General features: G+C 41.0%; 14 protein-coding genes and 1 other annotated feature. All 14 genes read left to right on the top strand.

The genetic code is table 11. The annotated features are described in order from the left end of the window. Window positions 1-87 precede the first annotated feature (87 nt). The 14 genes from rpmG (at window position 88) to fusA (ending at window position 15,704) form a co-directional block, all read left to right on the top strand. On the top strand, window positions 88-237 hold the full coding sequence (gene rpmG / locus AB3N04_RS10830) for a 50S ribosomal protein L33 (protein ID WP_368505959.1): 150 nt from the start codon (window positions 88-90) through the stop codon (window positions 235-237). 217 nt (window positions 238-454) lie between these two features. Beyond that, the gene (secE, locus tag AB3N04_RS10825) at window positions 455-649 is read left to right on the top strand and encodes a preprotein translocase subunit SecE (protein ID WP_317123829.1); all 195 of its coding nucleotides are present in this window, start codon (window positions 455-457) and stop codon (window positions 647-649) included. Window positions 650-724: 75 nt separating this feature from the next. Beyond that, a complete protein-coding gene (gene nusG, locus AB3N04_RS10820) occupies window positions 725-1,258 on the top strand; it encodes a transcription termination/antitermination protein NusG (RefSeq protein WP_368506028.1) in 534 nt (177 codons plus the stop codon). A 158-nt stretch (window positions 1,259-1,416) separates the two neighbouring features. Next, window positions 1,417-1,842 carry a 50S ribosomal protein L11 gene (gene rplK, locus AB3N04_RS10815; protein ID WP_034745189.1) on the top strand — a complete coding sequence of 142 codons (426 nt, stop codon included), beginning with the start codon at window positions 1,417-1,419 and terminating at the stop codon, window positions 1,840-1,842. Between the two features lie 77 nt (window positions 1,843-1,919). After that, on the top strand, window positions 1,920-2,660 hold the full coding sequence (gene rplA / locus AB3N04_RS10810; protein WP_368505958.1) for a 50S ribosomal protein L1: 741 nt from the start codon (window positions 1,920-1,922) through the stop codon (window positions 2,658-2,660). A 58-nt stretch (window positions 2,661-2,718) separates the two neighbouring features. After that, window positions 2,719-2,855: a sequence feature (ribosomal protein L10 leader region), on the top strand. Window positions 2,856-2,891: 36 nt separating this feature from the next. Next, window positions 2,892-3,389, top strand: a complete 498-nt coding sequence (gene rplJ, locus AB3N04_RS10805) for a 50S ribosomal protein L10 (protein WP_047972850.1) — start codon at window positions 2,892-2,894, stop codon at window positions 3,387-3,389. 63 nt (window positions 3,390-3,452) lie between these two features. After that, window positions 3,453-3,815: a 50S ribosomal protein L7/L12 gene (gene rplL, locus AB3N04_RS10800; protein WP_047972849.1), complete on the top strand. Its 363-nt coding sequence runs from the start codon at window positions 3,453-3,455 to the stop codon at window positions 3,813-3,815. Window positions 3,816-3,945: 130 nt separating this feature from the next. Then, window positions 3,946-4,551, top strand: a complete 606-nt coding sequence (locus AB3N04_RS10795) for a class I SAM-dependent methyltransferase (RefSeq protein WP_368505957.1) — start codon at window positions 3,946-3,948, stop codon at window positions 4,549-4,551. Window positions 4,552-4,898: 347 nt separating this feature from the next. Continuing rightward, window positions 4,899-8,438 (top strand): DNA-directed RNA polymerase subunit beta, encoded by a 3,540-nt coding sequence (gene rpoB, locus AB3N04_RS10790; protein ID WP_368505956.1) that lies wholly within the window; start codon window positions 4,899-4,901, stop codon window positions 8,436-8,438. 137 nt (window positions 8,439-8,575) lie between these two features. Next, complete coding sequence (rpoC, locus tag AB3N04_RS10785) at window positions 8,576-12,199, top strand: DNA-directed RNA polymerase subunit beta' (RefSeq protein WP_368505955.1); 3,624 nt, start codon at window positions 8,576-8,578, stop codon at window positions 12,197-12,199. Between the two features lie 87 nt (window positions 12,200-12,286). Continuing rightward, window positions 12,287-12,535: a 50S ribosomal protein L7ae-like protein gene (locus tag AB3N04_RS10780; RefSeq protein ID WP_047972907.1), complete on the top strand. Its 249-nt coding sequence runs from the start codon at window positions 12,287-12,289 to the stop codon at window positions 12,533-12,535. A 110-nt stretch (window positions 12,536-12,645) separates the two neighbouring features. Beyond that, window positions 12,646-13,065, top strand: a complete 420-nt coding sequence (gene rpsL, locus AB3N04_RS10775) for a 30S ribosomal protein S12 (protein ID WP_012957132.1) — start codon at window positions 12,646-12,648, stop codon at window positions 13,063-13,065. 38 nt (window positions 13,066-13,103) lie between these two features. Continuing rightward, the gene (gene rpsG, locus AB3N04_RS10770) at window positions 13,104-13,574 is read left to right on the top strand and encodes a 30S ribosomal protein S7 (protein WP_012957133.1); all 471 of its coding nucleotides are present in this window, start codon (window positions 13,104-13,106) and stop codon (window positions 13,572-13,574) included. A 51-nt stretch (window positions 13,575-13,625) separates the two neighbouring features. Next, window positions 13,626-15,704 carry an elongation factor G gene (gene fusA, locus AB3N04_RS10765; RefSeq protein ID WP_317123823.1) on the top strand — a complete coding sequence of 693 codons (2,079 nt, stop codon included), beginning with the start codon at window positions 13,626-13,628 and terminating at the stop codon, window positions 15,702-15,704. Window positions 15,705-15,793: the final 89 nt, after the last annotated feature.

Genomic DNA, 15,793 nt, shown 5'->3' with positions numbered 1-15,793 from the left:
ACGATTGGAATCACTAGAAGCAATTGACACCCTAAAGTTGCTATGCTACAGTGAAAGAGTGTGTATACAGCTTGACGGAGGTGCCTAATGCGTAACAAAGTAATACTAGCATGTGAGACTTGTCATTCTAGAAATTATACAACCCAAAAGAATAAGCTTACTCACGTTGACCGCATTGAGGTGAAGAAGTTCTGTAAGTTGTGCAATGAGCACACTCTTCATCGTGAAACCAAGTAATTCGGATGGAGCGGTTCTTTTTTTGGCTTTTTTTACACCTTAGAGCTTAATGTTGACAAAGTTGAAAATAATCTGCTTCACCTTAAAGCTTACCTAAGTCAAGTTTTGCTTATGGATGGTATGTTGGTTTGGTGTTGTTTATGTGTCTTGCATAAAACAACTTCGGAATAGATATGCATTTATTTGTCTATATTGATTGGTGCTGGAGGTGTCTGCCATGGCTGGCGGCGAAAAGAACATTGGTAATTTTTTTAAAGATGTCGTACAAGAAATGAAGCGTGTATCGTGGCCTTCTCGAAAAGAATTAACTCGTTATACTTGGGTTGTTCTTGGTACGGTTGCGTTTATTACTGTTTTCTTTGCAATTGTAGACTACGGAATCTCATCTCTTGTTCGTGTGTTACTCGGGTAATTGGGTGAGGCTTCACTCGGTTTTAGGTTTGAGTATGGTATAGAAAAGGAGGGAAGGACAACCGTCCTAGCAAACATGGAGAAAAATTGGTATGTACTTCATACGTATTCAGGTTACGAAAATAAAGTAAAAGCAAATCTCGAAAAACGTGTTGAGTCGATGGATATGACTGACAAGATTTTCCGAGTGCTTGTTCCTGTAGAAGAAGAAACAGAAGTGAAAAATGGGAAAACGAAACAAGTAACAAAGAAAGTATTTCCTGGTTATGTAATAGTTGAGATGGTAATGACGGATGATTCATGGTATGTTGTTAGAAACACACCAGGTGTTACTGGCTTCGTTGGCTCATCAGGTGCGGGTTCAAAACCTACAGCATTATTACCAGAAGAAGTAGAAGCGATCCTGAAGCAAATGGGTGTTAGTGAACCTAAAGCGGATCTAGACTTTGAACTGAAAGAATCAGTTAAAGTGAAAGAAGGTCCATTTGCTAACTTTATTGGCTCAGTTGAAGAAATTTATCTGGACAAGCAAAAGGTTAAAGTTCATGTGAATATGTTCGGCCGTGAAACACCAGTGGAACTAGAATTTAATCAAGTTGAAAAGATTTAATCGAAAAAACTTGAAAGTTATCTCTGAAGGTGATAAAATCTTCATGTTTGATAATGGTTTTATTACATGAACCATCGGGTGCATGAGTGCATCCGTTTTTTGAGTGGGAGGGTGTAGACACCCGGATAACCACATCACGGACTAAGGAGGTGTGTCACGTGGCTAAAAAGGTAATTAAAATGGTTAAATTGCAAATTCCTGCTGGTAAAGCTAATCCAGCGCCACCAGTTGGTCCTGCATTAGGTCAAGCAGGTGTTAATATTATGGGATTCTGTAAAGAGTTTAACGCTCGTACTTCAGACCAAGCTGGTCTTATTATTCCAGTTGAAATTACGGTATTTGAAGATCGTTCGTTTACATTCATCACTAAAACTCCGCCTGCTGCTGTTCTTCTTAAGAAGGCTGCTGGTATTGAGTCAGGTTCTGGTGAGCCTCACGTTAAGAAAGTTGCAACAGTTAAACGTGATAAAGTGCGCGAGATTGCAGAGACTAAAATGCCAGATTTAAACGCAGCTGATGTTGAAGCAGCTATGCGTATGGTTGAAGGTACTGCACGTAGCATGGGTATCGTAATTGAAGACTAATTAGTAACATTGTTTTTATGGAGGTTGCGATGAGGAAACCCCTCTTTACCTAGTTTCTAGGTTCGCAACCTTTAATAGTGGGAGGTACTACCGCTAAAACCACATTCGAGGAGGAAATTAGCATGGCTAAAAAAGGTAAAAAATATCAAGATGCTGTGAAGCTCGTAGACCGTGATACGGCTTATCTTGCTGAAGAAGCAATTGAACTTGTAAAGAAAACTGCTACAGCTAAATTCGATGAAACAGTTGAAGTTGCTGTACGTTTAGGTGTTGATCCTAAGAAAGCAGATCAACAAATCCGTGGAGCTGTTGTTCTACCAAACGGAACAGGTAAAACTCAACGAGTTCTTGTATTTGCTAAAGGTGAAAAGGCTAAAGAAGCTGAAGCTGCTGGCGCTGATTATGTAGGTGAAGAGGATTACATTAACAAGATCAACCAAGGTTGGTTCGAGTTTGACGTAATCGTAGCAACACCTGACATGATGGCACAAGTTGGTAAGCTTGGTCGTGTTCTTGGACCTAAAGGCTTAATGCCAAACCCTAAGACTGGTACAGTAACATTTGATGTACAAAAAGCTGTTAACGAAATCAAGGCTGGTAAAGTAGAATACCGTGTTGATAAAGCTGGTAACATCCACGTACCAATCGGTAAAGTTTCGTTCGAAACAGGGAAGCTTGTAGAGAACTTCACAACAATTATTGAAACATTAGTGAAAGCAAAACCTGCTGCTGCTAAAGGAACATACATGAAGAATGTTGCTGTAGCATCAACTATGGGACCTGGTGTACGCGTTAATGCTTCATCAATTGCAAAGTAATTATTGACTTTCAATAATAGTTTTATTATACTCTTAAGAGTGTCTCGGCACACTTGAGTTAAAAAAGAACATCATACCGTAGACAGTAGGTGCGCATTGCGCTTAATTTCCTGCCGAGGTAAGCCTATAGATTCAGTGAATATAACTGACATCAATATGCCCTCATGTCTACATGGGGGCTTTTTATATCGCTTCTGAACGGTATGGTATAAAACCATGGGAGGTGTAAGGATGAGCGTGCTAGAACAAAAGAAACAAATTGTCTCTGATATCGCAGATAAGTTACGTGATAATAAAGCAACGATTGTTGTTGATTATCGTGGGCTTAATGTTGCTGAAGTAACTGAACTTCGTAAGCAACTTCGTGAAGCGGGCGTTGAGTTCAAGGTTTACAAAAACTCTTTAACTCGTCGTGCGGCTGAAGCGGCTGAACTATCAGAACTAAACGAAAAGCTTGTTGGACCAAACGCTGTTGCTTTCAGTGCAGATGATGTTATTGCTCCTGCGAAGGTGCTTAACGAATTTGCTAAGAAGCATGATGCTCTTGAGATCAAAGCTGGTGTTATTGAAGGGCGAGTTGCTACGGTTGAAGAAATCAAAGCTCTTGCTGAACTTCCATCGCGCGAAGGTCTACTTTCTATGCTTGCGAACGTACTTCAAGCTCCAGTACGTGGTTTAGCATTAGCTGCGAAAGCTGTTGCAGAACAAAAAGAAGAAAAAGGTGCGTAAGCTAACGCTACTCACTACATGTAATACAAACTAAAAACTTATTTATAATAGGAGGATTTCAAAATGACTAAAGAACAAATCATTGAAGCAGTTAAAGAAATGACTGTTTTAGAACTTAACGACCTTGTTAAAGCAATCGAAGAAGAATTTGGTGTAAGTGCAGCTGCTCCTGTAGCTGTAGCTGGTGGAGCTGCTGACGGTGGCGCTGCTGAGCAAACTGAATTTGACTTAATCCTAACTTCTGCTGGTGGTTCAAAAATCGGCGTAATCAAAGTTGTTCGTGAAATCACTGGTCTTGGTCTTAAAGAAGCTAAAGCATTAGTTGATGGTGCTCCTGCTCCAGTTAAAGAAGGCATTGCTAAAGAAGAAGCTGAAGAAATGAAAGCTAAACTTGAAGATGCTGGTGCTTCTGTAGAAGTTAAGTAATAAATCTTCAAAAAGACTCGCATCTATGCGGGTCTTTTTTTATCTAGCATTTAAGTTATGGTCCATTTCTTATTTGTCGATAATGGTGGTAGCTACTTTATGTGTAGAAAGGTGAAAGGGGGTCGCGGTTTTGGCTGGTCATTATTATTCTAAAGATCCTAAAGTGGAAAGTGATGAGCGGACGTGGTCATTTGAATTGCGAGGCAAATCATTCAAGTTCACCTCGGATAGAGGGGTCTTCTCAAAGAAGGAAGTGGACTTTGGAAGTAGACTTCTAGTTGATACATTTATTATGCCGGAAGTAGACGGCGATGTATTAGATGTCGGTTGTGGATATGGCCCTATTGGCTTGTCGATTGCTTCGATTGATCGAGATCGTAGAGTACACTTAGTTGATGTGAATGAGCGAGCGCTTGATTTAGCGAAGAAGAATGCGAGCAACAATGGAGTTGATAACGTTGAGATTTATGAGAGTGATACTCTTAACCAAGTGAAAAAGAAAGATTATGCTGCTATTTTAACCAATCCGCCGATACGAGCAGGTAAAGAAATTGTGCATAGAATCTTTGAGCAATCTTATAAATATCTAGCGCGTCACGGTCAGCTTTGGGTCGTTATTCAAAAGAAACAAGGTGCCCCGTCAGCAATCGATAAGATTGAGAGTTTATTTGGAAACGTAGAAGTAGTTGAAAAGAAGAAGGGCTACTTTATTTTGTGTGCGAAAAAAATTGACTGAGTATATACTTTGTGATATTGTTATTTAATGCGTATAACTACCTATTTTTCGTAAAGTCTATCTTTTTTTAATTTGTATAGTGATGGAGAAATATGGTTATACTAGTATAATCGAACGAACGGATGGAAATGTGGTTTTATTAATCGAAGCCATTTTTTCTTTTTGTGCGTGAAGACTATGTCAGGTAATACAAGATTTAAGCTTATATATGCGATGTGATCGAACATGGCAGTATAAGTGTGTACGCAATCTATAAAAATGTTTAGTCTATAATTTTCTTCTTTGAAGAAGAGAGTAGATGAAGCCATTTTTAGATACTATAACGCGAGATTTGAGGGGTGAATCAGTTGACAGGTCAACTTGTTCAGTATGGACGCCACCGCCAACGTAGAAGCTATGCAAGAATTAATGAAGTGTTGGAGTTGCCAAACTTAATTGAGATTCAAACAGCTTCTTATCAATGGTTTCTTGATGAGGGACTAAGAGAAATGTTTCAAGATATTTCCCCCATTCAAGACTTCACAGGGAATTTAGTTTTAGAGTTTATTGATTACAGTCTCGGGGAGCCCAAATACCCAGTAGATGAATCAAAAGAACGTGATGTAACGTTCGCTGCTCCTTTACGTGTAAAAGTCCGTCTTATTAACAAAGAGACTGGAGAAGTAAAGGAACAAGAAGTATTCATGGGTGACTTCCCATTAATGACCGAAACAGGCACTTTCGTCATTAACGGGGCGGAACGTGTTATCGTTTCTCAGTTAGTACGTTCGCCAAGTGTGTACTATAGTCAAAAGACTGACAAGAATGGGAAGAAAGGTTTCACCGCTACTGTTATTCCAAACCGCGGAGCATGGTTAGAGCTTGAAACCGATGCTAAGGACATAGTATATGTCCGTATTGACCGCACAAGAAAGATTCCAGTGACGGTTCTTTTGCGTGCACTAGGGTTTGGATCTGATCAAGAGATCATTGATCTATTAGGTGAAGACGAATACCTTCGTAATTCCCTAGAAAAAGATAATACAGATAGTACGGAAAAAGCATTGCTTGAAATCTATGAGCGTCTTCGTCCGGGTGAACCACCAACAGTTGAAAATGCTAAGAGCTTGCTTGACTCTCGCTTCTTTGATCCGAAGCGTTATGACTTAGCGAATGTTGGTCGTTACAAGATTAACAAGAAACTTCATATTAAAAACCGTCTTTTCAATCAACGTTTAGCAGAAACGTTAGTTGATCCAGAGACTGGTGAAGTAATTGCTGAAGAAGGTACGGTGCTAGATCGTCGTACGCTAGATCGTATCCTACCAAACCTTGAAAACAATATTGGTTTCCGTACTGCTCGTGCTTCAGGCGGAGTAGTAGAAGATAGTGAAATCAATCTTCAATCTATTAAGATCTATGCACCGAATGACCAAGAGGGTGAGCAAGTGATCCGTGTTATCGGGAATGGTCTAGTAGAGCGTGAGGTTAAGCATATTACACCATCTGATATTATTGCATCTATCAACTACTTCTTTAACTTATTGCATGGTGTTGGTGATACAGATGATATTGACCATTTAGGTAACCGTCGTCTTCGTTCTGTAGGAGAGTTATTACAAAATCAATTCCGTATTGGTTTATCTCGTATGGAGCGTGTGGTTCGTGAACGTATGTCTATCCAAGACCCAAATATGATCACACCACAAGCATTAATTAATATTCGTCCGGTTATTGCATCAATTAAAGAGTTCTTCGGTAGCTCTCAGCTTTCTCAGTTCATGGATCAAACAAATCCACTTGCTGAACTGACACATAAGCGTCGTTTATCTGCACTAGGACCGGGTGGTTTAACGCGTGAGCGTGCTGGCTTTGAAGTACGTGACGTTCACTACTCTCACTATGGTCGTATGTGTCCGATTGAAACTCCAGAGGGACCAAACATTGGGTTAATCAACTCATTATCTTCTTACGCGAAGGTAAACGAATTTGGCTTTATGGAAACTCCATATCGTCGTGTTGACCCGGAGACTGGAAAAGTAACTGCGCAAATTGACTATTTAACAGCAGATGAAGAGGATAACTATGTTGTCGCTCAAGCAAATGCTCGTCTAAATGATGATGGTTCATTTATAAATGATAATATCATTGCTCGTTTCCGTGGTGAGAACACAGTTGTTCCACGTGAACGTCTTGACTACATGGATGTATCACCTAAGCAAGTTGTTTCTGCGGCGACGTCATGTATTCCTTTCTTAGAGAATGATGACTCGAACCGTGCGCTTATGGGAGCGAACATGCAACGTCAAGCTGTTCCACTTCTTATTCCTGAAGCTCCTTTAGTGGGTACAGGTATGGAGCACGTGTCAGCAAAAGATTCAGGTGCGGCGATCGTATCAAAACATCCTGGTATCGTAGAACGTGTAACGGCAAAAGAAATCTGGGTTCGTCGTCTTGAAGATGTAGAAGGTAAGCAAGTTAAGGGTGACCTTGATAAGTACCGTCTACAAAAATTCATTCGTTCAAACCAAGGTACAAGCTACAACCAACGTCCAATCGTTGCTGAAGGTGACGTTGTTGAAAAACGTGAAATCCTTGCTGATGGTCCTTCAATGGAGAGCGGTGAAATGGCATTAGGCCGTAACGTTCTTGTTGGATTCATGACATGGGATGGTTATAACTATGAGGATGCGATCATCTTAAGTGAGCGCCTTGTAAAAGACGATGTGTATACATCCGTTCATATTGAAGAGTATGAATCGGAAGCTCGTGATACGAAGCTTGGACCTGAAGAAATCACACGTGACATTCCAAATGTCGGTGAAGATGCACTTAAAAACCTTGACGAGCGTGGAATTATTCGTGTAGGTGCTGAGGTTAAAGACGGGGACATTCTAGTTGGTAAAGTAACACCAAAAGGGGTTACTGAATTAACAGCTGAAGAACGTCTATTGCATGCAATCTTCGGAGAAAAAGCTCGTGAGGTTCGTGATACTTCTCTACGTGCACCACATGGTGGAGACGGAATTGTTCTTGATGTGAAGATCTTCAATCGTGAAGATGGCGATGAGCTTCCTCCTGGTGTTAATCAGCTAGTACGTGTGTACATTGTACAGAAGCGTAAGATTAACCAAGGGGATAAAATGGCCGGACGACATGGTAACAAAGGTGTTATCTCTCGTATCTTGCCAGAAGAAGATATGCCGTTCCTTCCTGATGGGACACCAATTGACATCATGTTAAACCCACTAGGGGTACCATCTCGTATGAACATTGGACAAGTGCTTGAGCTCCATTTAGGTATGGCTGCTCGTAAACTTGGTATCCACGTTGCTTCACCTGTATTTGATGGAGCGAACGAGGAAGATGTTTGGGGTACGCTAGAGGAAGCTGGTATGGCACGTGATGGTAAGACAATTCTTTATGATGGACGTACAGGTGAACCATTTGATAACCGTGTATCAGTAGGGATCATGTATATGATCAAACTTGCTCACATGGTTGACGATAAGCTACACGCCCGTTCGACAGGTCCTTACTCACTTGTAACGCAACAACCACTTGGTGGTAAAGCACAATTTGGTGGACAACGTTTTGGTGAGATGGAAGTATGGGCACTTGAAGCATATGGAGCTGCTTATACATTGCAAGAAATCTTAACCGTTAAGTCCGATGATGTAGTTGGACGTGTTAAGACGTATGAAGCAATTGTAAAAGGTGAAAATGTTCCTGAACCTGGTGTTCCAGAATCATTCAAGGTACTAATTAAAGAGCTTCAATCACTAGGTATGGATGTGAAGATGCTTTCAAGTAACGAAGAAGAGATCGAGATGAGAGAGCTTGATGACGAAGATGAACAGACTTCAGAAAAGCTAAACTTAAATCTTGAATCAAGCGAAAACGCATAAAGAACAAAGCGATGCGGGGGCTAGATGTACTAGTTCCCATGTTGCTGTCTTACCCTCTTTCTACAATGAAAAAGAGAATATAGATACTGACATTTGCGTGTTTATAAGACATGGAAATTAAAAGGGAGGTTGGCCCCTTGATAGATGTAAATAATTTCGAGTATATGAAAATCGGTCTTGCTTCACCGAACAAGATTCGTTCTTGGTCAAGAGGAGAAGTTAAGAAACCTGAAACGATTAACTATCGTACACTAAAACCTGAAAAAGACGGCTTATTCTGTGAGCGTATCTTCGGACCTCAAAAGGACTGGGAATGTCACTGTGGTAAATATAAGCGTGTTCGTTATAAAGGTGTTGTGTGTGATCGTTGTGGCGTAGAGGTTACACGTGCAAAAGTACGTCGTGAGCGCATGGGTCACATTGAACTAGCTGCTCCTGTTTCACACATTTGGTACTTTAAAGGAATTCCGAGTCGTATGGGTCTTGTGCTTGATATGTCTCCTCGTTCTCTTGAAGAGGTCATTTACTTTGCTTCTTACGTAGTAACTGATCCAGGTGAAACACCACTTGAGAAAAAGCAACTTCTTTCTGAAAAAGAGTATCGTACGTACCGTGATAAATATGGCCGTTCGTTCACAGCAGCAATGGGTGCAGAAGCGATCCGTAAACTTTTAGCTGATATCGATCTTGAAAAAGAGGTAGAAGGCTTAAAAGAAGAGCTATTAACAGCTCAAGGACAACGTCGTACTCGTGCAATTAAACGTCTTGAAGTGTTAGAGGCATTCCGTAATTCAGGAAATGAGCCATCTTGGATGGTCTTAGATGTACTGCCGGTTATTCCACCAGAATTACGTCCAATGGTTCAGCTTGATGGAGGACGTTTTGCAACTTCAGATCTAAACGATTTATATCGTCGTGTTATTAACCGTAACAACCGTTTGAAGCGTTTATTAGATCTAGGAGCTCCAAACATTATTGTTCAGAATGAAAAGCGCATGCTTCAAGAAGCAGTTGATGCATTGATTGATAATGGTCGTCGTGGCCGTCCGGTAACAGGACCAGGTAACCGTCCATTAAAATCTTTATCTCATATGCTTAAAGGTAAGCAAGGGCGTTTCCGTCAAAACCTATTAGGAAAACGTGTTGACTACTCTGGTCGTTCGGTTATCGTTGTTGGTCCGAATCTAAAGATGTATCAATGTGGACTTCCAAAAGAAATGGCACTAGAGCTATTTAAGCCGTTTGTTATGAAGGAGCTTGTAAGTAAAGGTCTTGCTCATAACATTAAGAGTGCTAAACGTAAGGTAGAGCGTGTACAACCTGAGGTGTGGGATGTACTTGAAGAAGTTATCCGTGAACACCCGGTATTATTAAACCGTGCACCTACGCTTCACCGTCTTGGAATTCAGGCATTTGAGCCAACTCTAGTAGAAGGACGTGCAATCAAACTTCACCCACTCGTATGTACAGCTTATAACGCTGACTTTGATGGTGACCAAATGGCTGTTCACGTACCTTTATCAGCAGAAGCGCAAGCTGAAGCTCGTCTTCTAATGCTAGCAGCTCAAAACATCTTGAACCCGAAAGATGGTAAGCCGGTTGTTACTCCGTCTCAGGATATGGTATTAGGTAACTACTACTTAACAATGGAACGTGAGGAAGCTAAAGGTACAGGTTCTATTTTCAAAGATACAAACGAAGCATTACTTGCTTATCAAAATGGATTTGTTCATCTTCACACTCGTGTAGCGATTCCGGTTGCTTCGCTTGGTAAGACGACATTTACAAAAGAACAAGAAGATAAATTGTTACTAACAACTGTAGGTAAGTTGATTTTCAACGAAATCCTGCCACCTTCATTCCCGTACATCAATGAGCCAACTATGGTGAACTTAGAAGTCGAAACGCCTTCTAAATATATCGTACCAAGCACAACTGATGTAGCGAAACACTTTGCAGAGAGTGAAGAAGTAATGCCGTTTAAGAAAGGCTTCCTAGGAAACATCATCGCTGAAGTATTCAAGAAGTTTAAGATTACTGAGACTTCTAAAATGCTTGACCGTATGAAAGACTTAGGCTTTAAGCATTCAACAAAAGCTGGTATTACAGTTGGGGTAGCCGATATCGTTGTACTTGCTGAGAAAAAAGAAATCCTTGCTAAAGCTGAAGAGAAGGTTGAGAAGGTATTAAAGCAATTCCGTCGTGGTCTTATCACAGAGGAAGAGCGTTATGACCGTGTAATCTCTGTTTGGAGTGAAGCAAAGGATATTATCCAAAATAAATTAATGGGTACTCTTGATAGAAGAAACCCAATCTTTATGATGAGTGATTCCGGTGCCCGTGGTAACGCATCTAACTTTACGCAACTTGCAGGTATGCGTGGTTTGATGGCTAACCCGTCTGGACGTATCATCGAACTTCCGATCAAATCAAGTTTCCGTGAAGGTTTAACGGTACTCGAGTACTTCATCTCAACTCACGGGGCGCGCAAAGGTCTTGCCGATACTGCCCTGAAGACTGCCGATTCAGGTTACCTGACTCGTCGTCTTGTAGATGTAGCACAAGATGTTATTGTTCGTGAAACTGACTGTGGAACTGATCGTGGTCTAGAAGTTGCTGCAATTAAAGAAGGAAACGAAATCATTGAAGGATTATACGATCGCCTAGTTGGTCGTGTGGCATTCAAAACTGTTCGTCACCCTGAAACAAATGAGGTTGTCATTAAGAAGAATGAACTGATTACCGAAGACATCACTAAATTAATTATTGATGCCGGGATTGAAAAAATGACAATCCGTTCTGTTTTCACTTGTAATACTCGTCATGGTGTATGTAAGAAATGTTACGGTCGTAACCTTGCAACAGGTAGCGATGTTGAAGTTGGGGAAGCGGTTGGAATCATCGCTGCTCAATCAATCGGTGAGCCGGGTACTCAGCTTACAATGCGTACATTCCATACAGGTGGGGTAGCAGGAGACGATATCACTCAAGGTCTTCCTCGTATCCAAGAAATTTTTGAAGCTCGTAACCCGAAAGGTCAAGCGGTCATCTCAGAAATTGAAGGGGAAGTTGTTGACTTTAAAGAAGGAGAAAAACGTGAGGTAACGGTACGTAGTGAATTGGAAACGATAAACTATGCAATTCCTTACGGCTCAAGAATTAAAGTTTCTCTTGGGGATCAGATTAAAGCTGGTGAAAGCTTAACAGAAGGTTCGATTGATCCGAAAGAACTTCTTAAAGTCCTTGGTATGAATGGCGTTCAAGAGTATCTCTTACGTGAAGTGCAAAAAGTATACCGTATGCAAGGGGTAGAAATTGGAGATAAGCACGTAGAAGTTATGGTACGTCAGATGTTACGTAAAATTCGTGTTGTTGATGCTGGGGAAACTTCTGTTCTTCCGGGCTCACTTATCGAAATTCAACACTTTAATGATGAGAACGCGAGAGTCCTTGTCGAAGGAAAGAGACCTGCAACAGGTAGACCGGTATTACTAGGTATTACAAAAGCATCTCTTGAAACAGACTCGTTCTTATCAGCTGCTTCGTTCCAAGAAACAACTCGTGTCTTGACAGATGCAGCGATTAAAGGAAAACGTGATGAGTTGCTAGGACTTAAGGAAAATGTTATTATCGGTAAGTTGGTTCCAGCTGGTACAGGTATGGATCGATACCGTAATTTGAATATCCTCTCAACACATGACGATAAAGAAGAGAGTACTTCTGAAGAGGCTATACTAGAAGAAGTAGGAACTCGCGAATAAAACTATTAATAAGTGGTTGACACACATATATCAGAGTGATAAGATATCAAAGTGTGCCTCAGAACCTGTTCCTTTGGAGGATGAATGATGTCTTATGAAAAAGTGATGCAGGCTAGTAACCTAATTATAGGTACTAAGCAGACGCTAAAGGCGCTAGAGATCGGTGAGGTCCTGGAATTGATTGTAGCAGAAGATGCAGATACTCGTGTTGTACACAAAGTAGAAACATTAGCTAAATCAAAGAAAGTCCCGATACACTATGTAGACTCAATGAAAAAGCTTGGTAAAGCTTGTGGCATTGAAGTCGGTGCAGCCACTGTTGCTTTAAGGGAGTAATCGTGTTTTTGCCATTCGGGGCGATCCGCATGGCAAAAACTTTACTTTTGCCTAAATATGAACCACCAGGATCAGTGGTCTTATCTTTTTAAAAGAGAGGAGGAAAAAATATGCCTACTATTAACCAATTAATCCGTAAAGGACGCGTTGCTAAAGTTAAGAATTCTGATTCACCAGCACTTAACAAAGGGTACAACAGCTTTAAGAAGAATCAAACAAACCTTTCTTCTCCTCAAAAGCGTGGTGTTTGTACTCGTGTTGGTACGATGACTCCGAAGAAACCGAACTCGGCTCTTCGTAAATATGCACGTGTTCGTTTAACGAACCAAATTGAGGTAACAGCATATATCCCAGGTATCGGTCACAACCTACAAGAGCACAGTGTTGTTCTTATCCGTGGTGGCCGTGTAAAAGATTTACCAGGGGTACGTTACCACATCGTACGTGGTGCACTTGATACAGCAGGTGTTCAAAATCGTATGCAAGGACGTTCTAAGTATGGTACAAAGCGTCCAAAAGATAAGAAGTAATAAAATAAACCGTTTAAATGTTGAAAGGAGGGGAAACTATGCCTCGTAAAGGTCCAGTTACTCGTCGCGATGTATTACCAGATCCTATTTATAATTCAAAATTAGTTACACGTTTAATCAACCGTATTATGGTTGATGGAAAGCGTGGGGTTGCTCAAACAATCCTTTATAATGCGTTTGAATTAGTTAAGGAACGTAGTGGAAAAGACCCTATGGAAGTATTTGATCAAGCGCTTAAGAACATTATGCCTGTTCTTGAAGTTAAAGCTCGTCGTGTTGGTGGTGCTAACTACCAAGTGCCGATTGAAGTTAAGCCTGAGCGTCGTACTACTTTAGGTCTTCGTTGGTTAGTAAACTATTCACGTCTTCGTGGAGAAAAAACGATGGAAGAGCGTTTAGCTTATGAAATCCTAGATGCTGCTAACAACGCTGGTGCTTCTGTTAAGAAGCGTGAAGATACTCATAAGATGGCTGAAGCGAACAAAGCGTTTGCTCACTATCGTTGGTAAGATTTTATTCTTATTAAATAAATCGTATGAAATAGGAAGGAGAAATACCCCATGGCAAGAGAGTTCTCCTTAAAAGATACGCGTAATATCGGCATCATGGCCCACATCGATGCCGGTAAAACAACTACTACAGAGCGCGTACTTTTTTACACAGGTCGTATCCACAAAATCGGTGAAACGCACGAAGGTGCTTCACAAATGGACTGGATGGCACAGGAGCAAGAGCGTGGTATCACAATCACTTCTGCTGCTACAACGGCTGCTTGGAAAGACCATCGTATTAACATCATCGATACACCAGGACACGTAGACTTCACAGTTGAAGTTGAACGTTCATTACGTGTATTAGATGGTGCTGTTGCGGTACTAGATGCACAATCTGGTGTTGAACCACAAACAGAAACAGTATGGCGTCAAGCGACAACTTATGGTGTACCACGTGTTGTTTTCGTTAATAAAATGGACAAGACTGGTGCAGACTTCTTGTACTCTGTTGGAACGATTCATGATCGTCTTCAAGCGAATGCACACCCTATCCAACTACCAATTGGTGCTGAAGATGAGTTCAATGGTATCATTGACCTTATTGAGATGGTTGCATACTTCTATGAAGATGACCTAGGTACTCGTACTGAAGCGAAAGAAATTCCTGAAGAGTACAAAGAACAAGCTCAAGAATATCGTGAGAAACTAGTTGAAGCAGCTGCTGAACTAGATGAAGAACTCATGATGAAATACTTAGAGGGTGAAGAGTTAACGAATGAAGAACTCAAGGCTGCAATCCGTAAAGGTACTTGTAACGTTGAATTCTACCCAGTTATCTGTGGTTCTGCATTCAAAAACAAAGGTGTTCAATTAATGCTTGATGCAGTACTTGATTACCTACCTTCACCACTTGATGTACCTGCAATCAAAGGTACGATTCCTGACTCTGAAGAAGAAGTAACTCGTGAGCCTGGTGATGAAAATCCGTTTTCAGCACTTGCTTTTAAAGTTATGACTGACCCATTCGTAGGTAAGTTAACATTCTTCCGTGTTTACTCTGGAACACTTGATTCAGGTTCTTATGTTAAGAACTCAACTAAGGATAAGCGCGAGCGTGTTGGTCGTATCCTTCAAATGCATGCAAACTCACGTGAGGAAATCTCTACGGTTTACTCTGGTGATATCGCTGCTGCTGTTGGTCTTAAAGATACAACAACTGGTGATACTCTATGTGACGAAAAGAATCTTGTTATTCTTGAGTCAATGGAATTCCCAGAGCCGGTTATCTCATTATCAGTTGAGCCTAAGTCTAAAGCTGACCAAGATAAAATGGGTATGGCATTAGCTAAGCTTGCTGAGGAAGATCCAACTTTCCGTACTGAAACAAACGAAGAAACTGGTCAAACGATTATCTCTGGTATGGGTGAGCTTCACCTCGATATCATTGTTGACCGTATGAAGCGTGAGTTTAAAGTAGAGGCTAACGTTGGTGCTCCACAAGTATCTTACCGTGAAACGATCCGTCAAACGGCTCAAGTTGAAGGTAAGTTCGTTCGTCAATCTGGTGGTCGTGGACAATTTGGTCACGTTTGGGTAGAATTCTCTCCAAATGAAGAGGGTGCAGGTTTCGAATTCGAAAATGCAATCGTCGGTGGATCAGTTCCTCGTGAATACATCGGATCTGTAGAACAAGGTATTTCAGAAGCTCTTGGTAACGGTATGGTTGCTGGCTACCCTGTAATCGATATTAAAGCGAAGCTTTATGATGGTTCTTACCATGATGTCGATTCAAGTGAAATGGCGTTTAAAATTGCTGCATCTATGGCACTTAAAAACGCTAAAACTAAGTGTAAGCCAGTTCTACTTGAGCCATTAATGAAAGTTGAAGTTGTTATTCCTGAAGAGTACATGGGTGATGTAATGGGTGACGTTACAGCACGTCGTGGACGCGTTGAAGGTATGGAAGCTCGCGGTAATGCACAAACGGTTAAAGCGTTCGTTCCACTAGCTGAAATGTTCGGTTATGCAACATCACTACGTTCACGTACACAAGGACGCGGAACGTACTCAATGTTCTTTGATCACTACGAAGAAGTTCCTAAGAGCGTAGCAGAAGAGATCATTAAAAAGCAAAACGGCCAATAATAGCCTTTTGTAATTGTTTCAAGAAACATTTTGTTGTAAGCTAAGAAAGGTGATATTCATAAGAGTATGGCACCTTTCTTATTCATAAA

Source organism: Alkalihalophilus sp. As8PL (assembly GCF_040939795.1).
Taxonomy (GTDB): domain Bacteria; phylum Bacillota; class Bacilli; order Bacillales; family Bacillaceae_D; genus Alkalihalophilus; species Alkalihalophilus lindianensis.
The sequence above is the reverse complement of the archived record's forward strand: the minus strand, read 5'-3'. Positions and strand labels throughout refer to the sequence as shown.